At 64.1% G+C, this 26,020-nt stretch carries 18 protein-coding genes and 1 tRNA gene; 6 read left to right on the forward strand and 13 right to left on the reverse strand.

Going from position 1 to position 26,020, the window contains the following annotated elements; all coding sequences use genetic code 11:
* Positions 1-18: 18 nt before the first annotated feature.
* Together LC092_RS13730 and LC092_RS13735 are read right to left on the reverse strand one after the other, a co-directional pair.
* The gene (locus LC092_RS13730; RefSeq protein WP_224807269.1) at positions 19-528 is read right to left on the reverse strand and encodes an NUDIX hydrolase; all 510 of its coding nucleotides are present in this window, start codon (positions 526-528) and stop codon (positions 19-21) included.
* A gap of 179 nt (positions 529-707) precedes the next feature.
* The gene (locus tag LC092_RS13735; protein ID WP_224807271.1) at positions 708-2,342 is read right to left on the reverse strand and encodes a peptide chain release factor 3; all 1,635 of its coding nucleotides are present in this window, start codon (positions 2,340-2,342) and stop codon (positions 708-710) included.
* Positions 2,343-2,530: 188 nt separating this feature from the next.
* On the opposite strand from LC092_RS13735, the gene LC092_RS13740 reads away from it, so the two are divergent.
* Positions 2,531-3,115, forward strand: a complete 585-nt coding sequence (locus LC092_RS13740; protein WP_224807272.1) for a DUF2585 domain-containing protein — start codon at positions 2,531-2,533, stop codon at positions 3,113-3,115.
* Between the two features lie 89 nt (positions 3,116-3,204).
* A complete protein-coding gene (locus LC092_RS13745) occupies positions 3,205-4,197 on the forward strand; it encodes a hypothetical protein (protein ID WP_224807275.1) in 993 nt (330 codons plus the stop codon).
* On the opposite strand, the gene LC092_RS13750 is transcribed toward LC092_RS13745, so the two are convergent.
* Positions 4,124-5,950, reverse strand: coding sequence for a hypothetical protein (locus LC092_RS13750; protein WP_224807277.1), 1,827 nt, complete (start codon positions 5,948-5,950; stop codon positions 4,124-4,126). The genes LC092_RS13745 and LC092_RS13750 overlap by 74 nt on opposite strands.
* A 149-nt stretch (positions 5,951-6,099) precedes the next feature.
* Complete coding sequence (locus tag LC092_RS13755) at positions 6,100-6,900, reverse strand: phytanoyl-CoA dioxygenase family protein (RefSeq protein WP_224807279.1); 801 nt, start codon at positions 6,898-6,900, stop codon at positions 6,100-6,102.
* 252 nt (positions 6,901-7,152) lie between these two features.
* Here LC092_RS13755 and LC092_RS13760 point away from each other — a divergent pair, with 252 nt between their 5' ends.
* From LC092_RS13760 to LC092_RS13770, 3 genes are all read left to right on the forward strand, one after another.
* Positions 7,153-7,707 (forward strand): hypothetical protein, encoded by a 555-nt coding sequence (locus tag LC092_RS13760; protein ID WP_224807281.1) that lies wholly within the window; start codon positions 7,153-7,155, stop codon positions 7,705-7,707.
* A 437-nt stretch (positions 7,708-8,144) separates the two neighbouring features.
* Positions 8,145-10,226, forward strand: a complete 2,082-nt coding sequence (locus LC092_RS13765; RefSeq protein ID WP_224807283.1) for a hypothetical protein — start codon at positions 8,145-8,147, stop codon at positions 10,224-10,226.
* A 42-nt stretch (positions 10,227-10,268) separates the two neighbouring features.
* On the forward strand, positions 10,269-16,685 hold the full coding sequence (locus tag LC092_RS13770) for an SIR2 family protein (protein WP_224807285.1): 6,417 nt from the start codon (positions 10,269-10,271) through the stop codon (positions 16,683-16,685).
* 192 nt (positions 16,686-16,877) lie between these two features.
* Here LC092_RS13770 and LC092_RS13775 read toward each other — a convergent pair.
* The 9 genes from LC092_RS13775 to infA form a co-directional block, all read right to left on the reverse strand.
* Positions 16,878-16,953, reverse strand: a tRNA-Phe gene (locus tag LC092_RS13775).
* A gap of 221 nt (positions 16,954-17,174) precedes the next feature.
* Positions 17,175-18,557 (reverse strand): tetratricopeptide repeat protein, encoded by a 1,383-nt coding sequence (locus tag LC092_RS13780; protein WP_224807287.1) that lies wholly within the window; start codon positions 18,555-18,557, stop codon positions 17,175-17,177.
* A 173-nt stretch (positions 18,558-18,730) separates the two neighbouring features.
* Positions 18,731-20,344 (reverse strand): bifunctional metallophosphatase/5'-nucleotidase, encoded by a 1,614-nt coding sequence (locus LC092_RS13785; protein ID WP_224807289.1) that lies wholly within the window; start codon positions 20,342-20,344, stop codon positions 18,731-18,733.
* Between the two features lie 150 nt (positions 20,345-20,494).
* Positions 20,495-21,331 (reverse strand): FecR domain-containing protein, encoded by an 837-nt coding sequence (locus tag LC092_RS13790; RefSeq protein ID WP_224807291.1) that lies wholly within the window; start codon positions 21,329-21,331, stop codon positions 20,495-20,497.
* A 106-nt stretch (positions 21,332-21,437) separates the two neighbouring features.
* Positions 21,438-21,668: a DNA gyrase inhibitor YacG gene (gene yacG / locus LC092_RS13795; protein WP_224807293.1), complete on the reverse strand. Its 231-nt coding sequence runs from the start codon at positions 21,666-21,668 to the stop codon at positions 21,438-21,440.
* Positions 21,669-21,713: 45 nt separating this feature from the next.
* A complete protein-coding gene (locus LC092_RS13800; protein WP_224807294.1) occupies positions 21,714-22,520 on the reverse strand; it encodes an SDR family NAD(P)-dependent oxidoreductase in 807 nt (268 codons plus the stop codon).
* A complete protein-coding gene (locus LC092_RS13805; RefSeq protein ID WP_224807295.1) occupies positions 22,517-24,043 on the reverse strand; it encodes an AMP-binding protein in 1,527 nt (508 codons plus the stop codon). Before LC092_RS13805 ends, LC092_RS13800 begins: the two co-directional genes overlap by 4 nt.
* A 137-nt stretch (positions 24,044-24,180) precedes the next feature.
* Positions 24,181-24,840, reverse strand: a complete 660-nt coding sequence (locus LC092_RS13810) for a Maf-like protein (protein ID WP_224807303.1) — start codon at positions 24,838-24,840, stop codon at positions 24,181-24,183.
* A 55-nt stretch (positions 24,841-24,895) separates the two neighbouring features.
* A complete protein-coding gene (infA, locus tag LC092_RS13815) occupies positions 24,896-25,114 on the reverse strand; it encodes a translation initiation factor IF-1 (RefSeq protein WP_224807306.1) in 219 nt (72 codons plus the stop codon).
* A 238-nt stretch (positions 25,115-25,352) separates the two neighbouring features.
* On the opposite strand from infA, the gene LC092_RS13820 reads away from it, so the two are divergent.
* Positions 25,353-26,012, forward strand: a complete 660-nt coding sequence (locus LC092_RS13820; RefSeq protein ID WP_224807307.1) for an imm11 family protein — start codon at positions 25,353-25,355, stop codon at positions 26,010-26,012.
* Positions 26,013-26,020: the final 8 nt, after the last annotated feature.

The raw sequence follows: 26,020 nt of genomic DNA on the forward strand, positions 1-26,020 counted from the left end.
GAGAAAAACATCGGCGGATCATACCAGCCGCTTCATGACATCCGCATTGCGCAGCAGCTCGGCCAGCTCCGGCTCGTGTACATGGCGAGCCGCCTCTTCCGGCGAAAACCAGCGCAACTCGCGCTGGCCGTATTCCGGCCAGGTTTCGGCCTGTCCGCAGACCGCGAGCGGAAACACGGACACGCGGACACGTCGGTGCAACCCGCTGTTCAGCCGTTTGCGATAAAAGAAACTGCCAACCGCATTGGGCGAGATCCGCCCCAGAAGGCCAGCCTCTTCCCAAGCTTCACAGGCAGCCGTCTCGCTGAGGCTGCGCTTCTTCTGCGGCCAGCCCTTCGGCAGCACCCAACGCCCGGTGTCCCGGCTTGTCGCCATGAGGACCTCGACACGACCGCCAGACACCCGCCGCCACGGCAATGCCGCGACCTGTACGGCCGGCGGCTTGCCCCCAAGCCACAGGCGCGCGGCCTCAAGCGTATAAGAAATACGCAAGGACAGCTTCGGGGCGTAGGGTACGAGCAGGGCCACGATGGTGAGGCCTCCAGGGACTATGGTTTCTGGTTGGTGATTCAAGTTGAAATTGCAGCAGCTTAGCTGTCATACAAATAGCGCATCGCACGTGCGGGCTCAACAAAAAAGCGCACACACTGCGCTTTTTTGTTTTCCCAGCCGAGGAAATCGCTTGGCGGCAATCCGATGAAAACGACTCAAGTTATTGATGTATGAACGATTTCGCGGGTTTCCCGGAAGCGGATATCCGGGTTTTTCTCCGAAACGTAAGACACTTCCCAGGCATTTTTGAACAGAAAAACCGGTCGGTCATCGCGATCCATGGCGATACTTGACGGGTTTGTTTCGATAAACTTGCGCAAAATCGAATCATCATCGCACTCAACCCATCGCGCGGTGTTGTATTGAACCGCGTCGAAACCGATCTCGGTCGCATATTCGGTGCGCAGCCGTTCCACCACGACATCGAGCTGCAGCACGCCGACCACGCCGACGATCCAGTTGGAGCCGATCTGCGGCTTGAAGATCTGCACCAGCCCCTCTTCGGCGAGGTCCTGAAGGCCCTGGCGCATCTGCTTGACGCGCATGGTGTCGGACAGGCGCACGCGGCGCAGCACTTCCGGTGCGAAAGCCGGCAGGCCGGTGACGTGGATCTCCTCGCCCTCGCTCAGCGTGTCGCCGACGCGCAACTGACCGTGGTTCGGCACGCCGATCACATCCCCGGGATAGGCCGTTTCGGCAAGCTCGCGCTCCTCAGCGAAGAAGAAGATCGGCGCGGAGACGGCGATGGTCTTGCCGGCGCGCACATGCTTGAGCTTCATGCCACGCTTGAAGGTGCCGGAACACAGGCGCACGAAAGCAATCCGGTCGCGGTGCTTGGGGTCCATGTTGGCCTGCACCTTGAAGACAAAGCCCGTGACCTTGTCTTCCTCGGGACGGATGATCCGGGTGGTTGCCGGCTGGGCATGCGGCGCGGGACCGAACTCGGCAATGAAGCGGATGATCTCCTCGACGCCATAGTCGCGCAGCGCCGAGCCGAAGAAGACCGGCGTCATATGCCCTTCCAGGAACGCCTTGCGGTCGAACGCGGGATAGGCTTCCGCGCCCAGCTCGACGTTTTCCTCAAGTTCGGTCAGCACCTTCTCGAAGACGGTATCGACCAGCTTGGGATCCGTCGGTCCTTCGACCTCGACCACGGTGTCGCAGCGCTGGCCGCGGCCCTCGCCCGACGTCATGAACCGCTTGGCCTTCCAGTCATAGATGCCGAAGAAATCCGACCCCATGCCCACCGGCCAGGTCATTGGCGTCACGTCGAGGGCAAGCGCCTCCTGGATCTCGTCGAGCGCCTCCAGCGGATGGCGGCCTTCGCGGTCGACCTTGTTGATGAAGGTGATGATCGGAATGTCGCGCAGTCGGCAGACCTCGAAGAGCTTGCGCGTCTGGGTCTCGATGCCCTTGGCCGCGTCGATCACCATGACCGCCGCATCGACGGCGGTCAGCGTGCGGTAGGTGTCTTCGGAAAAGTCTTCGTGGCCCGGCGTGTCGAGCAGGTTGAAGGTGATGCCGTCGCGCTCGAAGGTCATCACGGATGACGAGACCGAAATCCCGCGCTCCTGCTCGATCTTCATCCAGTCGGAGCGCGCCCGCCGCCGCTCGCCGCGCGCACGCACCTGCCCGGCCGCCCGGATCGCGCCGCCCGACAGGAGCAGCTTTTCCGTCAGCGTGGTCTTGCCGGCATCCGGATGCGAAATGATCGCAAACGTGCGGCGGGTCTTGAAGGACGCCTGCGCGCCGGCATGCGTCGCGGTGGGCTGACTTTCGGTGAGGCTCATGCCGTCTCCTTGAAACCTGGGGCATGGCGGCGCGTGTCGCGCGCGCCCATCCTTTGCCCGCAGGTCTATTCATTTGCCGCGCCAAATACCAGTGTCGCATTGCGCGAACGTACGCTTTGGGCATTGCCCAGCCTGCGCGACCGGCTAGGGTTGCGATCCTGCCGTCTGGATTCGGAACCTTTGCCCGCATGTCGCCCCCTGCCCCGTCCTCGCCGTATCGTCACTGGCCCGCCACGATCACGCTTGTGGTGCTTGTCATCGCCACCGCCGTCATCCTGCTGGCGATGGGGCGCGTGCCGATCTGCACCTGCGGCGAGATCAAGCTGTGGACCGGCGACGTGATTTCGTCGGACAATTCCCAGCATCTCTCGGACTGGTACACGCCCTCGCACATCATCCACGGCTTCCTCTTCTACTGGCTGTTTCATATCGCGACACCCGGGCTGAGCACCGGCTGGCGCGCCGTCGGCGCAACGGTTCTGGAGGCCGCCTGGGAGATCCTGGAAAACAGCCCGATCATCATCGACCGCTACCGGGAAGCGACGATTGCGGTGGGATACACCGGCGACAGCGTCATCAATTCGGTCGCCGACATCGGCTGGATGCTCGTCGGCTTCTGGCTCGCGCTGCGCCTTCCGGTTGCGGTGACCGTCGTGCTGGCGCTTGCGATGGAGATCATCGCCGCCATTGTCATTCGCGACAATCTCACGCTCAACGTGCTGATGCTGCTGTGGCCGCTGGAGACGGTGCGCGACTGGCAACAGGCGCTTTAGCCCCGGCCCGGCCTCGGCCCGACCTTGACACGGCGGCGGGCCAGGGCAAGTGTCCGCCCACGCAACCCGTCCGGACATCTCGCCCGCCCATGTCGCTGCTCGTTCCGCTCTCGCTTTCCGCCCTTGGCGCCACGGCAGCCGCCGGCGTTTTCGTCCACGACTTCTTCGAGGGCGAAACCCTGCTGCCGGATCTGGCGCGGGCCTGGCGGCTGTCGCGACTGGACCTTGCCGATCTGGATGCGACGGTTGCCGAAACGGAGCGTCGCAGCGACATCGTGGTGACGCTCTCCACCATCCCGAGCCGCATCGCAAATCTGGGCATGACGCTGAAAAGCCTGCTGGACCAGACCTTGCCGCCGGCCGAGATCCGCCTCAACATTCCGCATCATTCCCGACGCGAAAACTGCGCCTACGAGATCCCGGACTGGCTCGAAGGGCTCAAGATGGTCCAGATCGTGCGCTGCGACGACGCCGGCCCCGCGACCAAGCTGTTCCCGACGCTGGCCGGCGTCGACGCCGATACGCCGATTGTCGTGGTCGACGACGACCGCATCTATCCCCGCAGCTTCCTCGCGGATCTCTCACATCACGCGCAGGCTACGCCTGACGCCGCCTTTGGCCTGACGGGCTGGGTGGTTCCGGCGGATTTCGTCGACCGGCCGACGACGATCTGGTCCAATCTCCAGATGACGCCACCTGTGCCGATCCGGGCCCGGCGCCTTCGCGCTCCCCGCCCCATCGACATCCTGCAAGGCTATTCCGGCTATCTGGTCCGGCCGCGCTTCTTTCCCGACATGGACGCGATGCTGACCCACCGGGACGCGCCGGAGGCTGCCTTCTTTGTCGACGATGTCTGGATTTCCGGGTTTTGCACGGCGCCGAAATTCGTCATCCCGGCGCGTCGGGCCGGCTTTCAGCAATGGAGCCGGAAGTCGCTCTACCGGACATCGAGCCTCGGGCGGATTAACTCCGGCGATGGCACGCCCGAAAGCCGGAACAATACGATTGTCATTCGCCACCTGGCCGATCGCTGGACGGTGGGCGGCCATCGGCTGGCCGGACCAGTGCCACAAGACGGTTGACGGTCTGCGCAACAGCCGTCTCGATCCCGGCCCCGCCCGCCAGAAACCGCTTGGCAGCCGGCGCAATCGCGTTGAGCCTTCGCCCGATCCATGGAAGGCCGGAAACAAAGCCCAACCGGTCGCGCAGGTCGAAGGCGACCGCATCGCCGTGCAGGCTGATGTGATGGGGCGAGACATGGGCGGCAAGCGCGGCCAGGGGATGGCGCGGATCGACGCCCTCGTCCCGGTAGTCGGCCTCACTCAACGCCACGATGCGGCGCACCTCCACGGCCTGCCCGTAGAAGTCGTCGTTCTTCTGCAGGACGCGAAGCGGCCCGTCCCGGTCCAGGAACAGACTGCCCGCGCCCCGGCCATATCCGTGATCGCGGTCCGCGAAAACCCCTTGCGCGTTGACGGGATGCGGCTCCAGCGCGCCACTTTCCGGATCGCGCATGCGGTAGAGCGCCAGCGACCGTCCGCCCTCCGCGCCAAGCGGCTTCGCGTTGGTCAGAAGCCACCACCAGCCGCCCTGCTCAAACAGCACGCTGTCGACCGCATCGACGTCCTCCAGAAGCCTGCGCACCCGCCGCCAGCGATCGGGAAACCGCTCGCAGACATAGAGATCGAGCGCGCCCAGCGCGCAGGCTTCCGGCAGCATGCAGAGCCGGCCATCATGCTCGAAGAGATAGGGATAGGAGGCATGCTCGCGAAGCGGCAGCACCGGCCGCACCGGGCCGGGCCGCAGATCGTCGTCCAGTTCCATCGCCACCAGCCGCCCGAGCTGTTCGGGATACTCGAACTCCTCGACGAAGAGCCACAGCCGCCCCTCATGGCACCACAGGAACGGATCCGCGTAGTAGCTGAGCGCGGGCGCCGGGATCGGCGTGGGCGCGGCATCGCCCGCGCGCATCACGAAGGTCTGGAAGTGCTCCTTCGGCCAGCGATGCAGCCCGAGCACGCGCCGGCGGTAGAAATCCTGCCAGCGCAAGGTGAGCCGGTCGAGGGTCTTGTAGGCGAGGTACCCGGCGCGCACCAGCGGATCCATCCAGAGCGGCCGGTGCGCGGCGACCTTGTTGCGCGAGCTCATCCAGCGCACGGGCCGCGCGGACGAGATGTCGATGTCACCGGCATTCAGCCGCAATCGCCCTTCGCGCTCGAAACGAAAGAGCAGGATGGTCAGCACCGCCTGATCGGCGTTGTGATCGGGCGCTGCCGGACGAAAGGCGTCAGGGTCGAGCGCAAGCCTCGCCCACTCTGCCAGAAGATCGCGCGCGGCCGGCGCGTCGAGATCAAACCCCAGCACGCCACCGATGCGGATCTTGCGGTGCAGGTCGTCCGGATCCGCCTTCAGGTAATCGCGCACCTCGCTCCGGCAGCGCTGCGCCAGATTGGATTGTCCTTCAAGCGTATAGACCCCGGTCTCTTCCAGGACACTGAGCGGTTCGGAAAGGTCGCCATGAAACAGGGTAGCGCTGTCGAACCAGAAAAGCCGGCCGCCGAAGCGGGCGGCCGCATCGGCGATCACCAGGGGCTTCCACGCGAATGCGCCAGCCCCGATCGCCACATGCGCCGGCTTGTCGGCGAAGGAAAACGGCAGGATCTCAGCGAAGGGGAACCGCGCGGCAATCTTCGCCCGCCACGCCTCACCCAGTCCGAGATCATAGACCGCGATGCGCGCGCCGTGATGCAGGCGACGGCGACGAACGCTCATCAGGAACTGCGCCAACGTCCGGGCGAAAGACGCATCCGCGCCGGTGACGATGGTCAGGGTCATGTCGGGATCACGCAAGCGCCGTCAGCCAGTCAGGACAGTTGAAAGGCCGCATCGGCCACCGCCCGTTGTGTCCCAGACGCGGGACCAAGGCAAGGCGGGATCCCGCCTTGCCCGGCTTCCGCAAGCTTGCGGCCCGGACGCCCGGCGGCCTATTCCGCCGCCTCGCTTCGCCCGCGCGCATGACGCAGCAGGGCATCGTCGTCACAGGCCTCGATGGGCGTGAAATCGCGATGCGCGATCCACTCCTTGCGCGTCGGTTTGCGGATGTGGTTGGAGACCGCATTGAGGGTCAGATAGACGATCTTGCGCGGAAACGGCGTGATGTTTCCGGCCGAGCCATGCACCAGATTGCCGTGGAACATCAATACGCCCCCGGGTTTGCCTGTCGGGGCGACGAGACCGCCCTCCTCCACCAGCTTCTCCACCGCGTCATTGTCGAGCGTCCACAGCGGATAGCTCGTCGTAGACGTGTCGTGGCTTGCGTCCAGAACCCCGTGCCGGTGGCTTCGCGGGATCAGCATCAACGGACCATTGAAGGGATAGACCTCGTCGAGAAACACGGAGATGTTCATCGCGCGCGGTTCGGGCATGCCGTCATCGCGATGCCAGGTGCCATAGTCCTGATGCCACTGCCAGACATCGCCGGTGAACTTCGCCTTCGCGTTCACCTTGAACTGATGCATATAGACCTTTTCGCCGAACACCTGCTCAAGCGGCTCGATCAGGCGCGGATGTCGCCCGAGAATGGCGAAGGCCTTATTGTAGAGATGGGCTGCAAAGGCCGTTCGCGGCGCGCCCGACGCCTCCCGCCAGACTTCCTCGCGGTCCTGCGCATAGATCCGCTCGCCCTCGTCCCGCAGAACCGCGACTTCCTCCGGTGAAAAGCACTCGGGAATGAAGATCCAGCCTTCCGTTTCGAACTGCTCCAGCTGCGCATCGGTCAGTCGCATGTCGTCCTCCTCTGAAATCCGGCAGGGAGAGCGTGGGCGCCCTTTCTCGTTGGCGTTGCACCGTCATGATTGCCGCCCGCGCCCCCACAATCAACAACAGCTTTGCGCGCGGTCGACCGAAACCGCCGCCGCAGGGCCGTTCCCGCAGCCGACCGTGCGGCAGGTTGCGCGCGACGCCCCGTCGAAACTGTGATCTTATTCCGCGATCTAAAAAAGACGAATCAATCGCGACTTCAAGGGGATAAACCTTCAATGCTTCGTTTGCCATGTGTTGCCGTTGCGCTCGCCGCCGGCCTTTTCAGCCTGCCGGCGACTGCGTCCAGCGAGTATTTCACCTACAAGGACTGGACGGTCCTGATCGAAAAACTGGACACGGGCGAGGACCTGCGCACCACCTGCCAGATGTGGACCGGAGGAGACGGCGACCCGACCGTCCAGATCGAAGTGTCCGACGGCGATGTCCTGCCCCCCGATGTCTATCCGGGCGTTTCCGTGATGGAGCGGGCCTTTCGCGGCCAGGCGACGGTTCTCGATGACGGGGACATGCTGAATTTTGTCTTCGACGATGGCGACAGCGCGCAGGCGAGCGTGACAGCCGGTTTCGACGCGGATGGCTACGCCTACGCGCAGAGCCAATTTGCCGAGGCGGACAAGCAGCGGGTGCTGCAAGCGATGCGGGCCAATGGCATCATCGAGATCATCGGCCCCGGCGGCCCTTTCTACACCGCCTCGCTCAGCGGCTTCACTGCGGCCTACCTCAAGCTCGCCGAGCAATGCGGGTTCTCGCCGCAAGGCGTGATCGACTGAGCAAGGCGCCCGGCCGGCCGCGCTGAACCACGGCGCGCGCCGGCGCAGGGAAACGTCCAGCGCCCTTGCCCCGCCCCCTTGCAGCCGCTGGTCGCTTTGCCGATCCCGACACGGATCGTGTCGCCCCAAACAAGCACCGCCGCGAGCGGGGCCCGTTGCTCGCCTCGGCCTCAGCGCAGTCGGGCCGGCACGCCTCTCTCTTGCGACAGCCAATTTGCCATTACGGCAGATGTGTGAGGCATGCTGCCTGCACACACCCCTGCGTATTGCATCTGCCGGCTTTACAACTCCCGCTCTCCGGTGTCACTCTGCCTCGACATTACGTAGCGTCGCATTTGATTGCAGGTGCCCCGATACTCGTCGGCAAACCGATTTCAGACTTTCACCAACCGAGCGGCAAGCCGCTGAACGAACAAGAATTATCCGGAGTGCCCCTCTTGCCGACGTCCGGTTCCCCCCACCATAGCGTGCTTCTGCTCGGCGACCCTGCGGTCGACCACTTCATCGTCGCCCTTCCCCCGGTCGGAGGCCAGACCAGTCCGGACTGGGCCCATTACGGAACCTGGAAGATGTGGACCTTGCACGGTGGGGTCCACATGACCCGCGAGATGCTCATCAGCCATGGCCTCGATGTGACCATGGCCGGGCCGGAGCATACCCAGATCGACGCCCGCGAGGGCGGAGAGGACCCGGCCTCCGGCAGCAAGACCCACGTGGAATCGCTTGCCAATGTCCGCTATGTCGATGCTGACGGCCAGTTCCTGGAACACCGCCCGGACGCGCCGCTCGAGCTGCGGGTATCCAGCTTCGGCGGCTATCGCACCAGCACGCGGCCGGCGCTGCCATCGCACATATCGGAAACCTGCCCGGACGGCTCGTGGCCGCTCGTTATCCTGAACGACGCGAGCGGGGGACTGCGCGAGCGCGAGGACATCTGGGGCCCGCCGCTTTTCGACAGGCAGGTCGCGGACCGGACCATTCTCCACAAAATGCACCTGCCGCTTGGCGAGGGCCGGCTGTGGGAGCGGATCGCGACCCTGAACGGGGCCAGGCGGATCCTGATCGTCAATGCGAACAACCTGCGCGCAAGCGGCGTGCGCCTGGTCCGCGGGCTGTCGTGGGAACTCGTCGTCGAGGATCTGTTGCGACAGGCGCGGGAAACGACGGGCCTTCTCCCGAAACTCTTGTCCGGCTGCGACCATCTTCTGGTGCTCTTCGATGTCGAGGGTGCCGCGATCCTGAGCCGGAACAAGGCCTCAGCCCTCACCCTCGATCTGCTGTTCGACCCCGCACTTGCGGAGGGCGATGTCGAGAAGGAACAGGCGGGCGACCTGTTCGGCAAGATGAACAGCTTCACGACCGCACTCGCGCGGGGCATCGCCGAAGCGGGAAACCTTTCCGGTCCGGGCGATCTTTGCGACCCCGTCCTGCGTGCGCTCGCCTGGCAGCGCGCCTTCGCGCAATCCCGGCTGACGGAACGCGGAGACACGCTCGAGTTCCCGATGCCGGAACCGTCGGAGGCACAGCTAAAGTGCTACCGCTGCGAAAAGAATCTCGCGTTTCACGGCCCGAAGCCGCGGGTCGTTGTTCCGCGGTCGACATCGAACCGGGAGCTTGCCCGCGGCATCGTGCAGAAAGGTCTGGGTGTCCTGTCGAACGTACCATCGGCCCGCTTCGGAAAACTCTTCACGGTCGACCGGACCGAGATCGAGGGATACCGCGCCATCAACCGGCTAATCCGCAGCTATCTGAAGGACAGCGGGACGACAAAACCATTGTCGATCGCGGTATTCGGACCGCCGGGTGCCGGAAAATCGTTCGGCATCAACCAGATGGTGGCGCCGCTCGAGCTGCCGGGGAAGGTCTTCAACCTGTCCGAAGCGACGGCCGAGGACCTTCCGGGGTTCTTCCACGAGATCCGGGACGAGAACCTCAAGGGCAGAACGCCACTTTGCTTCTTCGACGAGTTTGATTCACACGGGCTTTCTCTGGTGCCGCATTTCCTTGCCCCGATGCAGGACGGCACCTTCCGCGAAGGCGCGCGGCTTCACCCCATCGGCCGCGGCCTGTTCGTCTTCGCCGGCGGAACCAGCCACACCTTTCGCGATCTGGCGTCCAAGGCGCCAGACAAGCCGGAACTGAAGCTGACGGACTTCGTCTCCCGTCTCAGCGGCCATATCGACGTGCGCGGCCCCGATCCCCGTGATCGCGGAGACGATGAACGCGACGACGATCACGTCCTGCGCCGCGCGATCCTGTTGCGCAGCCTGCTCGAGGAACACGCCTCCTCCATCATCAAGACGACAACCGGCGAGGCCTCGGTCGACGACGGCGTTCTCAACGCGTTTCTGGAGGTCGCGAAGTTCCGGCATGGCGCGCGGTCGATGGAAAAGATCATCCAGATGAGCACTCTGGGACCGCATGCCTCGCGCTACGCCGTATCGGACCTGCCGGAGACCGATCAACTCGACATGCATGTCGACGCCGGCGCGTTCGAAACACGGGCTCTTGGAGGCTGATCCGGAGCGAGACGATAAAAGCAGCGCCTCGGGGGGGGACGGATGGAAGAGACTTCGACGGAGGATGACGAGAAGGGGTCGCCATCGGTGACGCCCGCCGAGGAGAAGGCAAACTTCTTCGAGGAGCTGCGCGAACAGCTTCGCTACTGGCCCTATACGATCCACCAGATCGACGACACGCTCGACATGAGCCTGATCGAGGGCAAGGGCAAGCAACTCCTGTTTCAGGCAATCAACAGCCGGAACCTGACGGCCTTCATCGGCTCGGGTTTTTCCGCCGGCTTCGGCCGCCTCAGCTGGCGGGAATGGAAGACCCTGCAAACCGACGTGGTTTCGCAAATGGCGAACAGCTTCGTCGTTCTAATTGAGCAGGCTGAAATCGCACTGGCGACAAGTCTCTATATTATCGATCCCGATCTCAAACGGGAGGAAATCGCCGCTGGTCCGGTGCATCCGAACAAAAACGCCACTGTCGACCAAAAAGCGAAAACCCTGCGCTCAAGAGTTTTTGAAAAGGGCATTGTCGACACGCAAGATCCAACAACGCCCAAGGATGGACTAACAGTCGGCGATGCGCGAAACATCGCGCGCTGGATCGCGAGCCGCCAGCGCCAGATCGGCTACGCCCGCGCGGATGTCACCAGGCTGAGGCGTACCTTCGACCAGGCGCGCGGTGACAGCGGCGAGTTTCCCGGCGGTGAAAGCCTCCCGGTCCTGTTCGAGATCGCCCAGCAACTGCATGACCTGCTCCAGCGTCAATCCAGCCTCTTCCTGCACAAACGCGACATCACGCCCGACGACAAGGACGAAATCCTGAAGCGCAACGCGCTCGGGTGCCTGCACCACACCGACAATGCAGCGCCGCTTGTAAGCATCGACAAGCTGACGACGTTTCTGAACAAAAGCGGGCGCGTTGTGCGAAGCGCGCGTAAAATTGCCTATAGCGCTTTCACGGACAGCCTGGTCGAATTCTACCGCCAGGCGCGCAAGGCCGAAACGCAGATGCCCTTCTCCGACCTGGTTAAGGCGCTTCTGATCGACGAAACCGCGCATGCCGAACAGATCCTGCTGTCCGGACTGTCCTATGACCGGGACGCCGGACGCGAGGACCCGACCAGGGACCGGGAAAAACGCACCGACCAGATGCGGCGAACCCTCAATGTGCTCGACACGGAAAAACTCGGTCGCCGGATCCCGGGCATCCGGCAGAAACCGGACCGCTACACCGTCCTGACGCCGTTTCGGTGCGGGAACATTCGGCAGATCATCGATGCCGGGGCGGCCACGGCGCGCGGATGGGAAGAGATCGCGGCGTTCGTGACAGAAAGCCTCCACGATCAGGCGGGCGAGGACGACAAGGGATCGGAACACGACCGGACCTTCCTGACGCCGTCATCGCGCTTTCTTGCCGGCATGCTGCTCGCCCTGATCGAGGACCCGATGACGGAACTGGAGCGGGAGGACGGCGAAGTGCCGGCGCCCGGACTTCCCAACCTCTCGATTTTCGACGGGGTCAAGCCCGACGACTTTCGTTCGCGCCGCTCGATCCTGTCGGAGCGTCTCGATCCGCTGGTCAAGACGGCGCGCAAGCTCAAGATCAGCCGTTTTCTGACCACCAATTACGACTTCGAGATCGAGCGCTATTTCCAGGACGCCGGCTACAGGCGGTTCGAGCATGACAATCATGGCGGCCCCGCCGACGGCAGTCCGTTTCCGCGCGGATACATGGATCTGCGCAGCCACCGCTCCGACAGCCTCGGTGGCGTGTTTCGCGATCTGACCTTTCGCCGCGAAACGGCCTCGGATCTGGTCAGTTTCTCGTTGAGCGACGAAGGGGTCGACGCCTCCGTCTTCCACCTGCACGGGCGGGCGAGCAAGACGGAAGACATTGTGGTGACGGAGGCCGATTACATGGACCTCTATCTGCGCCGCGATGCCATGCGGGAGATGGTCGACGAAGGCATTTCCATTGCCTTTTCCGGCGCCCCCACCCTGTTTCTCGGCCTCGGCATGACAGAGGCGGACCTGTTGCGGCCGCTGCGCCAATTCATCAGCGACCGCGACCGCGAGGTCGGCTACACCTCCATCGTGCTGCTGCCGGCCGAAAAAGACGAAGCGGCCCGCGCCAAGACCAGCACCGCCCTTTATCTGCGCTACGGCGTGCACACGATCTTCTACGGCGGCGGGCAGGTCACGGTCGGCGACACCCCTCAGGACATCGACTGGCTGCACAAGATCCTGTCCCTCGTCAGCGAACTGACGCGTATCGTGAACGACCGGCGGACAGCCCTCAAGAACCTCGGCGACGGAGAAACGCAACCCGCTCTGAGCGAAAGATACGACCCGTCCACGCTGAAAACGGAAAACGGCCAGTCGCCGTACAATACGGCAGACCTCCTTCAGCGCCTGAAAGAAAGCCTCGGGACAATCGAGCGGAACGGCCAGGAACACGGCGCGCTCGCCGCGCTTTTCGGGAAAGAGGAACTGACGGCAGAAATTCTTCTGGCCCCACTCACTGAGAGCGAGCCTTTATGTCGTCTCGTCTGCCCGACGTTCACCCCGATCCGCTACAAGACATCGCGCGCCGCCAGCAATGCCAAGAACCGCCATGGCTCCGAAACGGTCGATGGCACCGATTATCTCGACTTCTATCTGCTGCTGCTCACCCATATCGCCCGGACAATTCTGACGTCCCCCGGCGCCGGACAGACATGCAGTCTCGGCGCGCTGCTGCGCGACCTGAAGGCGCAGGAGATCGCGCTTGACGGGATTTACGGGGCACTGCTGACCGGCTCGCTCAATGCCTCGCTGGACGGCCTGGAGAAGGAGTGGCGCTCCTGGTGGGAGCGTTGGCAGCAAAGTCCGCCCCACCGGCTTGCCCGGTTCGAGCGGATCGACGCGGATGCCGAAACCCGGGACGCCTTTGCGGAAGAGCGCATTATCCTGCCGAGACGCTTCATCCGTTATCGCATCGACAGTGTGATCTCCGACCTGAGCAAGGCGGAGACAAGCGTGGCAAAGGCCTGGCCGACATCCGCATCCGCCCTCGACGACAGCCGGATCGCAAGTGAGACGAAATACCTGAACAAAACGGGTGTGCGGGCCGCCGACACATTCCTTCGAGCCGTATACCTCCAGCGCTGCAGGGACGAAGAGAACGGCCGGCTCAACGCCGGGCGTCGATACTACACGATTGCCGCCCACCGCGGACTGGGCAAGGGCTGCCTGCTGTCGATGATGAACACGGGGCTCGGCCTTTCCGCCTATATGCGCGCCGCATGGCCGGAGGATGGGCTGCCGATTTCGCCGTCAGAGGCGCCGATGAGGCCGGTCTATTTCGGCGCCGTCTTCATCAACCTCAGCTTTTCGACGGAGATTGCCTCCGTCTACGACATGCTCATCGACGCTCTCGACGAACTGGCACTCGATGTTCAGCGAACAAGCGAAAAGCTCGCGGGTTTCTCGCCGGATCGGACGACGTTCTTCAGGCAACTCAACGCGGAACTGCATGACACGGACGCGCGGAAATCGTTTGAAGCGAAACAGCGACACCCAGACGAACGGGAACGATGGAAGACGGCGAAAGACCTCAAGGAATTGCCGCGCACGCTGCGCCTGCGCCACGCGTTGGAAACATTCGGCACCCAAAGCCGCATCTTCGCCAATGCCGGCCCGAGTGCCGGCCCCCTGCAGCCAAGGGTCCTCATCTATATCAACGGGGTGGAGCTTCTGATCGAGCGAAACCGGCGGGCGAAGAACGCGGAGATCCACGATGTTCTCGCCTATCTCATGTCGGAGGAGGCAAGCTCCTTGCCGATCGACATTATCGCCACCGGATCTGAAACGGGCCTCGGCGATCTCTGGCGCACGCCCCCCCCGGATCCCAAAGGCAGGATGAGGAAAAGCTTCGACAAACCGCCGCTTCCCGCCCTGCACCCCCTTCGCATCGACCGGCCGGGGATTGGCGCACGCGGTCTTGAAAGCACGCTGCACCGCAGTGTGGCCTCCGGCATTCCCTTTTCGTCAAGCGACCCGAACGCAACGAACGAGCAGACCAACCTCATCCACTTCGCCCGGCCGATGAAGACGACGGAATTCCTCATCGACAATTTCTTCCTTTTGGCGACCGCCTTGTTCGTCATGTATCGACACCGGTCATCGAAGTTCGCCAACTCTCGTGGCACTCTGGAAGAGCTTACCGCTGGAACCGTCTTTCGAGAGGCCAAGGAACTGCGTAGCGAATTATGGGCGACCGACAAGCCGGCCGGCCTTGCGGAACGCCTTGTGGCCAACTGGGAAACAGTGGAAATCGACGTTGCCACAAAGGTCATTGCCGCACTCAAGGATAGAGCCAAAGTAAAACAAGCTCGAGACAAGCGTGTCCCACTGATGCGGCGCGTCATGCTTCTGCGCTACCGGACAGAAAAAGGCGACTCGGAGAGCGAATGGCGCGAGATCCGCCGACATCTTGGAAACAACCGCTTTTGCATGACCTTGCTGCTCGCCGCGGCCCAACGCGTGGTGTTGCGCGAGAAAACCCTGCTCGAAGGCGCCCGCAAAGCCGAGGCCCTGATCTTCAATACGGTCAACGAGATCCGCAACGTCAGCGTCGAGCAGCGCGAGCAGACCGCGTTGCGGGCGGCGCTCGACAGCTACGCCCGCTTCCACGTCATCGGCGATCCGGAAAACGACATCGAACTCCACCAGAAACTGCTGCGCAGCCTGGCCGTCATAGGTTCGCCCGTCAGCGCCAATGTTCTGGTCCGCCTGCCCGACATTCGCGCCTATTTCCGCGATGCGAAAACGGAATTCGATGTAAGCCGAAGACGCACGATCTCGCGGGCGCTCCACACATTGGCTCATCGGGGGCTGTGCTTCCGACTGCATCCTCATCCGCAGGTCAAGCAACTTGGCGAAGCCGCGTCCGACGCCGACAACCGGCGTTGGCCCGCTCAGATGGAGTACCGCTTCGCGCTTCACCGGATCGTCCAGCGCTACGGGATTTCCAAACTGGGCAGCGGCACGGCCGATCCGGTCGCGATCAACAGCTTCTCGCCCTCGCTCTACGCCTCGATGCCCTCGGGCCTTCCGCGGCTCAGCCACGAAGCCTATGAATACCTGCGCGGGCTGCTTGTCGGCCTGTCGCAGTATCCCGACATCCCGCATTCGGAACAGCGGTTCGAACCCTGGCTTTTTTCGACCGACGACAAGACGACCCGCGTGGAGGCCTTGCGTGCCGCACTGACGATGGTGCGTTCGACGTTCTCCGTCGCCGTCGTCTCGCGGTTCGAGGACTACAAGAGCCACCCGGCGAGCCGGGCGGAACGCAAGCGCGGGTACTTCGAAACCTACAAGGTTCGCCTGCGCTGGATCATCCGCATGGCCTGGGAACTGCTGGATGTCGAGGACCTTAGGGCCGCGATCGGTTCCGAAACCGGCAAGACAGACGCCGAAGTCGATCTGGAACGCGATTTTCGAGCCTACCGGCCGGACCTTGCCTTCAAGCAGATGAATGCGCTCCACCGGGACGAGATCGTCTGGCTCTACAATGAGGCCGGCCTCACCTGTCTGGTGCAGGGCAACCTCACGGATGCGGTGGCCCTGCTGCGACAGGCGATCGAGTTCAACCGCGGGATAGAGGGGCAGGAAGACGTTGGCCGCCAGCACAATCGCATCTCCCTCAATCTGGCGATGGTGCAGATCGAACGCGGCCGGCTTTCCGCCGCGCGCAGCCGGTTGCGCCGCATCCGCGACGACGAGAAGATCCGCGGTGACCGGGTCTACAAGCTCGCCGTTGGCTACCTGGGGCTGATCGACCACCTGATGGGCAACATCGGCAAGGCCGAGCGTCAATATGACGAAGCCATCGACTGGGGTAGGCAAGACGACGATGTGCGGGCCGCGGCGGTCTTCCTCAATCACCGCGCCCGCCTGGAGGCGGCGAAAGATCCCGAAAAGGCTCTTTTGTTGCTTCGCGAGGCGCGGCAGTTCGCCGACACGGGAGGACATGAGGACGTCCGCCGCCATATTGTGCTGTCGGAGATCCGCACGCGCATGCTGACTGCGACAGAGACGCCGCTGTCAGCGGAAGATGCCATGCAGAGGCTTCGCGAGGTGGAAGACTACGCCGAAATGATGGGGGCTCCGTCGCTCGCCTGCGAGGCGTTGCATCTGCGTGCGAGGGTTCTCTTGAACAATGGCGAGGCCTCGACCGCCGGCAAGCTGCTGATCCGCTCGATGGCGATCGCCCGGCGCAATGCCATGTCGCTTCGGCTCAACAGTGCCATGACGACCTATGCCCTGTCGCTCCTGCACCGCGGGCGCGCGCTCCCGGCGGAGCGCCTGCTCTATGCCAGCCTCGAGATGGCAAAGCATTCCGGCTACAACAGCGAGATCGCGCGGGTGCAACGGGAACTGGAAAGGCACGAATTTCTCGACGGCAAGACCTCGCAGGCCTGACGCGGCGCAGCGACCGCCCACGCCGTTGCCACGGCGCGCAGTCCACACCGCCCGTCGGGACCGCAGGACCTGCGCCCGTTGTCACAGGCTGAGACCACCCGCTGGCCGGTCCGGCAAATTCCGACCGGACGCGCGTCGACCGTGCCGTGACATTGCAGCACCGGTGGATACGACATGAAAATGTGGGGTAAGTGGTGCCCAGGGCCGGAATCGAACCAGCGACACGCGGATTTTCAATCCGCTGCTCTACCAACTGAGCTACCTGGGCCAAGCGGAACGCCCATGGGCGAACGCCTTGAAGTGCCGGTCTTATAGAGGCTGAAAACGGGCGTGTCCAGTTGCCAGCACGAAGTTTTGCACAAGCAGATCTTGCGGCGGTTTCGCCGCCCGCAAAAGCCGCGGTCCCGGTGATCGGCCGGCGCCGTCAGCCTCTCTCGCGCATCTATGGCGCCGCTGAAAATTCCTGCGCCGCGCCGCCGCACTGCCCCCTCAAAAGACCTTGGAAACGCTCAACATCCCCGTCGTATTGGAATAATCGCGGGTCTGGTAGTTGGACTGGACCCGGCGGTATTCGGCGGAGACGGACAAGAGGATATCGGGGCGCAGCGGCACGCCCAGCGCTCCGCGCACCCAGCCCTCATTGTCTCTTTGCGCCAGCGTCGGGCTGACCGAGGGATCCGGTGCGTCATAGGCGCGGTGCAGATAGCCTACATCCAGATCGATCATCCAGGGCGCTTCCAGGCGCTCGACGGGCGATGCGAACCGATAGGTCACGCCAAGGCCGCCCCCGGCATGCCAGTTGGTTTCGAAGGACGCCTTGGCATTTTCGAAACCACCCAGAAATGCGGCCCGCAGCGACCATGTGTCATCAAGCGCAAACACCTGCGACAGGCGGCCGGAGATCTCGTAGCCGTTGCGGTTGCTGACGGTCTGATAGGTGGCGCTGTCGCGAAACCAGTTGTGCCGGTATTCGATCTTGGCATTGACCGTGGAACGCGATGACGGCTGGATCGCCAGGCGTACGCCCGCGCCAAGCGTTCCCGAGTAGTTGCCGCCGTTCAGGCGCACCCCGCCGACGATGCCGTAGACACCGAAACGGGCGTCATCGATGTCGAAACGCGCCAGGTTGAACGAGGGGCCGAAGGTGATCTCGGCCATCTCGCTGTTCAGCCGCTCGGTGTCGAGGTAGCGATCGCCGTAAAACAGGATGTCGGCCTCCAAGAGGTCGCCCTGGTTGCCGAGATCGTAGCTTACATGCACATTTCCGGCGACAAAGGCATTCCAGTCCGGCTGGCCGATCACGGTGTCGGACAGAAGAACCAGGCTTCCACCGAGCCGGACGATGCGTTCGCCGGGGCCGGCGGTCGCATTGCTCTGATAGCGCACGCCCGTGGTGACGATGCCCGACACCTTGAGGGGATCTTCGGCCGTCACGATGGCGGCCTGGAACTGGCGTGCCGCCTCCACCACATCGGACGAGGCGCCCGGCGTGGTTTCCGCGCGCTGAAGGTAGATACGGGCAGTCTCGAAGGATCCGAGCCGGTAATAGAGAACGCCGAGTTCCAGGAGCACGGCGGGGCTCTGCGGCGCCATGACCAGAATGCGCTCCAGCGTTCCGACCGCGGCCTCATAGTCGTTGAGGCGCACCGAGACGGCCGCATGCTCGAAGGCCGTGTCCAGATTCTGCGGATCGGCGAGCATCGCCGACAGCAAGGCCTCCTGACGGGCTTCCAAAGCCGCCTGTTCGTCCATCCCCTGGGCGGAGGCAGCCTGTGCGAGGGTGATCGCGGCAGCGACCAGCACCACCGCCCGCAAAGCGTTGCAGGCGGGCGCCAGACCCGGCACGACAGACAAAAGATGGCGCCTCAGCACAACACGCCCCTCCTTTTTCGGGTCTGGCCTGCCTGCATGACGGGCCAGACCCGCTCGACTGCCAAACCTAAGGGAGACGCAGCGTCACGTCCTGCACCTCGACGTGCAGGATCCGCGTTTTCCGGCCTCTGTTGCAGCAACACCACAAGCGGGACCCGCTTGCGTTCGCGACCCTATTCGACCTCACGGATGCGCCCGTCGGTGAAGGGGGCATAGCCGCCCTGGATGTCGCTGATGTAGTCGGCGACAACCTCCTCGAGGCCCGGACCGTAGTCATAGGCATTCATGCCCGCATCGGCGAACACCCGGTAGCCGTCCCCGCCACCGCGCATGTAATTGTTGGAGACGACGCCATAGGCCTTTTCCGGATCGAGCGGCACCCAGGCTCCGTCCTGGAACACCTCGGCCTTGATGATGCGGCCGTCGCCGGCCGGCCGGGCGCGGGTCCAGCTGAAGCGCAGTCCGGCCACCTGCGGAAAGCGGCCGGCGCCGTCTTCCACCTGGGACACGCCGTTTTCAAGCGCGGCGATCACGTCGCGACCCTTCAGCTGGAAGGTTGCGAGCGTGTTCTGGAAGGGCAGCACCGTGAGCACCTCGCCCATCGTCACCTCGCCCGCCTCGATGGAGGCCCGCAAACCGCCGCCGTTCTGGATTGCGATGTCGATGCCTTGCGCCCGGACGCGCTCCAGCATGGCGTCCGCGACCAGATTGCCCATCGCGCATTCGCCGGAGCGGCAGCTGTCGCGGGATCCGTCGATCGCCGCGGTGGTGTCGCCGATGACCTTGGCCTTCAGCTCCTCGAGCGGCTTGCCGAGTTCGGCTACCCGTGCGGCAACTGCCTTGTCGGCGGCCACGGACGCATCGAGAAGCACAGGGTTGCCGTTTGCGGAGACCACATTGCCGCCGTCATCGAACACGACCTCGATCTCGCCGAGGAACTTGCCGTAGGCATAGGCCTGAACGATGGGCACCTGCCGGCCGACCGGGTTCTGCACGAGCACCGGGTAGGGTCCGGCGGCCTTGTCGTTGGTGTTCGACAGCAGGGTATGGGAGTGACCGCCGACGATCACGTCGATGCCGGGCACCCGCGAGGCGATCTGCATGTCACGCGGCAATCCCATATGCGTCACCGCAATGATCTTGTTCACGCCTGCGGCCTGAAGTCCTTCCACCGCGCCCTTGAGGTAGCTTTCCGCCGAAAAGAACCCGACGTTGGGGCCGGGAGACGAGGTGTCGACCGTGTCTTCCGCCAGCGTCGACACCAGTCCGATCCGCTGGTCGCCCACGGTCAGGACCAGCGTTCCGAAGACCTTGCCCTTCAGCGCCGGCTCGTTCTCGACATCGATGTTGCCGGAGAGCACGGGCACATCCACCTTGTCGAGAAAGGCTGACAAGCCGTCGGGACCATCGTCGAACTCATGGTTGCCGACGGCCATGGCGTCAAAGCCGATCGCGTTCATGAACTCCGCGGCGGCCGCGCCCTTGTAGGTGGTGTAGAACAGCGATCCCTGGAACTGGTCGCCGGCGTCGAGCGTGATCACATTGCGCCCGGCTTCCGAGAGCGCCGCGCGGCGCTCGTCGATCTTGGCCTTGATGCGGGCGACGCCGCCAAAGCACTCGCCCTTGGCGTCGTCCTCCGGCGAACAGGTGGAATCGTATTTGTTGATCGGCTCCAGACGCGAATGCAGATCGTTGATATGCAAGATCGTCAGCGAATACTCCGCCTGCGCCGGCACGATCGCCAAACCGAGCGCAAGAACGCCCCACCCCAAAACACGTCCCGTCATCGCCGTCCACTCCCGGTCGCCGCATCGCGCGCAGCCATCACACTTCCATACGCTTTGCATGGAACCATGACACTGCCACCTCGCCCTGACCTTGGCAACAAAGCCGGGGCGAAGATCCCGTGACGTTTGCACGATTGCCGCAAAGGCAAATCAGCAGGCGTAGTAGCAGATCGTATTGCTGGACTTGAGCAACACCGAGTTCGCAAATCCGGTGTCGAGCAGGCGGCCGGGAACCTCGCCGGCGCCCGACACGATCACCGGCCCGGGAATCGGCTGACCCGGCACCGGCGGCAAGCCGGAGTTGAGACCCGTCAGCCGGTTGCGCTGCGCCTGTGTCAGCCGGCTGCCACCGCGGGCCTCGCCGGTCAGAAGCCGGTTGATGGCCGCGACGATCGTTTGCGGCATCCTTCCCGTGCGTGCACCGGATCCGGTCGGGAAGATCGCGAACCCGGGTCTGTAGACCCTGAAAGTGTTGCCGCCGGACGACCAGAACGTCAGGCCCTTGCCGAAGAGGAAGGAATAGACCGTCGTTCCGTCGCGGTCGAAGAGATCCGCCATGCCGCCGCGAATGCCGATGGTGCCCTGTCGGGTGTTGATGGTCACACCGCCGCGCGCCTTGGATACCTTGCCACCGACAAAACGCGCAACGCCGCGCCCGAAGGTGGCGATCAGCTCGCCCTGCCCGTCCTGCGGCCGATAGACGAAGCTGTCGATGGTCAGGCTCGAGTTCGGACCGACCATGAAGTTGGATCCGTCCGCCAGGAGAACCTGCACCCGTCCCTCGCCGCCGGTGCGAATGCGCTCGTTGTGGAAGACGTCCTTGCCGATGCGGACCGTCTTCAGCGGACCGCCACCGATCTGACTCTGCGCGCTCTGGTTCACCGCACTTGCCACACCGACGCGCTCCTGTGCCCTGGCATTCGGAACCGTTCCGATCGCCAGGCCGATGCCGGCGAGAAGACAAAACCAATGACTGAGACTGGGCATGACCGGGCGCTCCTGACGCTCGCAATTGGCCTTTGGTGTGAAGGAACCTTCGCCGATTACGTTGGGGTAGTCTAGGTCCCGCTCGCGCCAGCGGGGGTGACGGAGATCACATGCGGTCGGAATCCTCCGCGTTCTGGCGCGCCTCGAGCTCGGCGAGATCCTCCGGCTCCAGCTCGACGACCGGCACGCTGTAGCTGCCCGACAGCCAGCGGTTCAGGTCGACGTCCGAGCAGCGCTTGGAACAGAACGGATAAAACGGCTCCACCGACAGCTTGCTGCATTCCGGGCAGGGCCGTGCCCGACGCGGCGTGTCGGAAGAAGGTCGCTTGTCGGTCATGCGTCTTGAAACTCCGGCTATCGTCCGGCGCGGAGCGTCCGCGCCTCAGCTGTACTTCAGGGTAATGCCCCCGTCGACGACGAGAGCATGTCCGGTGATATAGCGCGCCTCGTCGCTGACCAGGAAGAGTGCCGCATGCGCCACGTCCCATGCGTCGCCCATATGGCCCATCGGCACCTGGGAATCGCGCTTCTTCCACATCGCCTCGACGTCGCCGTCGGAATAGACATCCGCCAGCCTCGTCGCATGTTCCACCATCGGCGTCTTCATCAGGCCGGGCAGGACCGCGTTCACGCGGATGCCCCGCGCGGCGTACTCCACCGCCGTGGTGCTGGTCAAATGATTCACCGCCGCCTTGGTCGCATAATAGGTGGAATAGGCAACGCCGGTGTAGCGGATCGAGGCAATGGAGGAAATGTTGACGATCGTGCCGCCGCCGCTTGCCTCCATCGCCGGGATGGCGTGTTTCATCGCCAGGAACACGCTCTTGAGATTGACCGCGTTGACCCGATCCCATTCCTCCTCGGCCAGTTCCACGACGCCGCCGACCTCGGCGATGCCGACGTTGTTGTCGAGGACATTGAGCCCGCCATAGGTGTCGCGTGCCATGGCAACGGTCCTGGCAACATCGGCGGAGACGGTGGCGTCGCAGCCGGTCGCAACCGCCTCGCCGCCTTCCGACAGGATGATGTCGCGGGTTTCCTGTGCCGCCTTTTCGCTGATGTCGGCGCAGACGACCTTCGCGCCCTCGCGGGCGAAGAGAACGGCGGCCGCCTTGCCGTTGCCCCAGCCGGGCCCGCTCGAACCGGCACCGATCACCAGCGCGACCTTGTTCTCCAGACGTTTCGTCATTGCTGCGTCTCCTCCCCGCTATCGGCATGCGCCCGACGGTCCATCTCCCGCAGGTCCGTCTTCAGGATCTTGCCGTAGTTGTTCTTCGGCAACGCTTCCACCCGCACATAGGCCTTGGGCCGCTTGAAGCGGGCGATCCGCTCCAGGCACAGGGCATCCAGCGCCGACGGCTCCGCGTCGCCCGCGTAATAGGCGACGATGCTCTCGCCCCATTCCGGATCCGGCCGGCCGATCACCGAGACCTCATGGACCTGGGGATGGGCGAGGAGCACCTCCTCCACCTCGCGCGGATAGACATTGGTGCCGCCGGAGATGATCACGTCCTTGGAGCGATCCATCAGCGTCAGATAGCCGTCCGCGTCGAAGGCCCCGACATCGCCCGTGTGCAGCCACCCCTCGCGGATCGTCTCGGCGGTTGCTTGCGGGTTTCCCCAATAGCCACGCATCACCGTATCGCCGCGCACCAGGATCTCGCCGCTGACGCCCGGCGCACCGCCGACCCCGTCGATGCGCACCTCCACGGCGCTGTTGGCGATCCCCGCCGACCCGAGCCTTTCGCGCCAGCGCGGGTTGTCACGGTCGGCGATATCGGCTTTGGACAGCACCGTGGTGGTCATCGGGGTTTCGCCCTGGCCGTAGATCTGGGCAAAGCGCGGGCCGAAGCGGTCGATGGCGCGGATTGCGTCCGCCACATGCATCGGCGCACCGCCCCAGATGATCGTGCGGATGTTGCCGACCGGCGTCTCGCCCGGATGGTCGGTCAGCCGCTTGATCATCGTCGGTGCGGCGAACATCGAGAGCCCCGGCGTGCGGGCGATCTCGTCAAAAACCTCGGCCGGCTCGAAGCCGCCCGACGCGGTGACCGCGTTGACGCCGAAGCGGGCGACATGCGCCATGGCATAGAGGCCCGATCCGTGGCTCATCGGCGCGGCATGGAGCAGCGTGTCGCCCGGCGACGTCGGATCGACATCGCTCAGATAGGCGAGGCTCATGGCCATCAGGTTGCGGTGACTGAGCATCGCGCCCTTCGGACGGCCCGTCGTGCCGGAGGTGTAGAACAGCCAGGCCAGATCGTCAGGCGCGCATGTCGCCGGCGGAACGGGCTCCGCCTCCAGCATCCTGCGATACAGCGGACCGTCGATCGTCACGATCTCGCGCAGGGTGTCGGGCGCATAGGCGCCGATTTCCGCGTCCTGCCCGCTGCCGGCAAAGGCAAGCCGTGCGCCGCAGTTTTCAAGGATCCAGCCGATCTCGGCCGCATGCAGCTTGGCGTTCACCGGAACGGCGGCAAGCCCCGCCCACCAGATCGCGTAAAGCACGTCCAGATAGTGGGGCGAGTTCTTGGCGACAATCGCCACGCGGTCGCCGGGCGCAAGGCCAAGCGGGCCGCGCAGGGCGCTTGCAAGGCGCGCGGCGTTTTCGGCAAAGCGGGAATAGGTCGCAACAACCGTTCCCTCGCGCACCAACGCCGGAAGGTCGGCCCTCGCCCGCCCGGCCCGCGCAAGCCACGCTGCCATGTTCATGCCTGCCCCCCCTGAACAGTCCCGCAAGCGCACGCGAGTTTCCCGCATGCGACATGCATGTCTTTTCAGGATTTATGGCAGGGTTTGCCGTGCGAGGCCAAGCCGGAATCCGGGCCTTGAACGCCCAGGCTCACGGATCAGGGGCGAATGCGGGCGGGGTCGCGCCAGGTCTCGTGGACCGGATATTTCAATCCGCTCAACAGGTTCGCGGTCTCGTGCAGGGGAAGGCCGACCACATTGGAGTACGAGCCGGTAAGCTTGACGACAAAGGCGCCGGCAAGCCCCTGGATCGCGTAGCCGCCGGCCTTGCCGCGCCATTCGCCGCTTGCGAGATAGGCCGCGATCTCGGCGCGCGACAGGCGCTTGAACCGCACGCGGGTTTCCACCAGGCGCTGGCGGATGACATCCTTCGGCGCGCTCACGCAGATCGCCGTATAGACGCGGTGCCCGCGCCCCGACAGGAGCTGAAGACAGGCTTCGGCCTGGTCCTGCGTTTCCGCCTTGGGCAGGACGCGCCGCCCGACCGCGACCACCGTATCCGCCGCCAGCACGAGACCGTCGACATTGGCCTCCACCCGGTCAGCCGCCCGGCGCGCCACCTCGGCCTTGGTGCGCGCAAGCCGCTGGGCGAGCGCGCGCGGGGTCTCGGCGCGGCGCGGCGTCTCGTCGATATCGGCGGGAAGCAGCGTATCCGGGTCGATGCCGATCTGCTGGAGCAGCGCCAGCCGGCGCGGCGATCCGGACGCCAGCACCAGCGTCTGGCGATCTGTGACGATGGAGGTGTCGGAGGCGGTCATCGGCTCGCGGTCTCTCGATCCGGGCGGCCGGCACGCCCGGCCGCAACGAATGCGATCACTTGAAACGGTAGGTAATGCGACCCTTGGTGAGGTCGTAAGGGGTCATCTCCACGAGAACGCGGTCGCCGGCGAGGACGCGAATGCGGTTCTTGCGCATGCGGCCAGCGGTGTGGGCAATGATCTCGTGCTCGTTCTCGAGCTTGACGCGAAAGGTCGCATTGGGGAGCAGTTCCGTAACCACCCCCGGAAATTCGAGGACTTCTTCCTTGGCCATATGGGTTCCTGATTATTCTGCCAGATGTGGCGGCGAACCTAGCGGATCGCACCCAGAAAGGAAACAGGCAGTTTCACGCGACAAAAAGGGGCCGCGCGCGGCCCCGCGCGGCGGTTCGCATCGCTCTCGCAAAGGGCATCTCTCATGGTCGTGCGAACGGTTGCGCGAACGCGCGATCCATGAAACCAGAGGGTGCAAACGCCGCACGCCACGCGATGCGCGCCTTGGGGAGAGTGACATGCCGGGCGAAATCTGGGTCAGCACCGTTGGCAGCAATTCCCGGCTTTTCGACAAGCCGGGGATTCGGGAGAAGCACTACGGCCAGGACTGGGCGCCGCCGAAATTCGAGATGGGTACGCCCACAGAAGAACAAGCCAAGCGCTTCAATCGTCATGCGCGGGGTGAAAAACTTCGCCGGGATGAATTCGTTGAGGCGGCCTATGTGTTCGATCCGAAACGCTGGTCCCGGGTGAAGGACCTTTTCGCCGTCGACGGTTTTTTCTGCGTCAAGGGGAAGCTTGCCGAGTTGCTCAAGGAGTTCGATCTCGGCGAGGGCGAGCTCGTGGAGTTCCCGATCTACGAAATGGACAAGACCACGCGGCTGCATGGTCCATCCTATTTTCTCAATTTCGGTTCGCAGAAGGACTGCCTATTGCCGGAAGAGAGCAAAAAGCTCAGCCCGGGGCCGAAGAATCCGACCACCGGCTTTCGACGCTGGTGGGCAATAGAACCGGAAGACGGGGACATTGCCGTATCGGCATCGGCATTGGACGGCGCCGATCTTTGGGTCGACCCCAAATTGAATTCGGTGATCTTCATGAGTGGCCAACTGCATGACGCGATCGAGGCGGCCAGGCTCGGGATCGATTTCCGATTTTCCAGGGCACGGATTGTCTGACCGACATC

Source organism: Stappia stellulata (assembly GCF_020176715.1).
GTDB lineage: Bacteria > Pseudomonadota > Alphaproteobacteria > Rhizobiales > Stappiaceae > Stappia.

Excerpts from the sequence above, each read along its gene's own strand:
- LC092_RS13820 (WP_224807307.1), top strand. The coding sequence starts at position 25,353 with ATGCCGGGCGAAATCTGGGTCAGCACCGTTGGCAGCAATTCCCGGCTT.
- LC092_RS13800 (WP_224807294.1), bottom strand. The coding sequence starts at position 22,520 with ATGACGAAACGTCTGGAGAACAAGGTCGCGCTGGTGATCGGTGCCGGT.
- LC092_RS13790 (WP_224807291.1), bottom strand. The coding sequence starts at position 21,331 with ATGCCCAGTCTCAGTCATTGGTTTTGTCTTCTCGCCGGCATCGGCCTG.
- LC092_RS13785 (WP_224807289.1), bottom strand. The coding sequence starts at position 20,344 with ATGACGGGACGTGTTTTGGGGTGGGGCGTTCTTGCGCTCGGTTTGGCG.
- LC092_RS13745 (WP_224807275.1), top strand. The coding sequence starts at position 3,205 with ATGTCGCTGCTCGTTCCGCTCTCGCTTTCCGCCCTTGGCGCCACGGCA.
- LC092_RS13735 (WP_224807271.1), bottom strand. The coding sequence starts at position 2,342 with ATGAGCCTCACCGAAAGTCAGCCCACCGCGACGCATGCCGGCGCGCAG.
- yacG (WP_224807293.1), bottom strand. The coding sequence starts at position 21,668 with ATGACCGACAAGCGACCTTCTTCCGACACGCCGCGTCGGGCACGGCCC.
- LC092_RS13810 (WP_224807303.1), bottom strand. The coding sequence starts at position 24,840 with ATGACCGCCTCCGACACCTCCATCGTCACAGATCGCCAGACGCTGGTG.
- LC092_RS13760 (WP_224807281.1), top strand. The coding sequence starts at position 7,153 with ATGCTTCGTTTGCCATGTGTTGCCGTTGCGCTCGCCGCCGGCCTTTTC.
- LC092_RS13750 (WP_224807277.1), bottom strand. The coding sequence starts at position 5,950 with ATGACCCTGACCATCGTCACCGGCGCGGATGCGTCTTTCGCCCGGACG.
- LC092_RS13770 (WP_224807285.1), top strand. The coding sequence starts at position 10,269 with ATGGAAGAGACTTCGACGGAGGATGACGAGAAGGGGTCGCCATCGGTG.
- LC092_RS13755 (WP_224807279.1), bottom strand. The coding sequence starts at position 6,900 with ATGCGACTGACCGATGCGCAGCTGGAGCAGTTCGAAACGGAAGGCTGG.
- LC092_RS13740 (WP_224807272.1), top strand. The coding sequence starts at position 2,531 with ATGTCGCCCCCTGCCCCGTCCTCGCCGTATCGTCACTGGCCCGCCACG.
- LC092_RS13805 (WP_224807295.1), bottom strand. The coding sequence starts at position 24,043 with ATGAACATGGCAGCGTGGCTTGCGCGGGCCGGGCGGGCGAGGGCCGAC.
- infA (WP_224807306.1), bottom strand. The coding sequence starts at position 25,114 with ATGGCCAAGGAAGAAGTCCTCGAATTTCCGGGGGTGGTTACGGAACTG.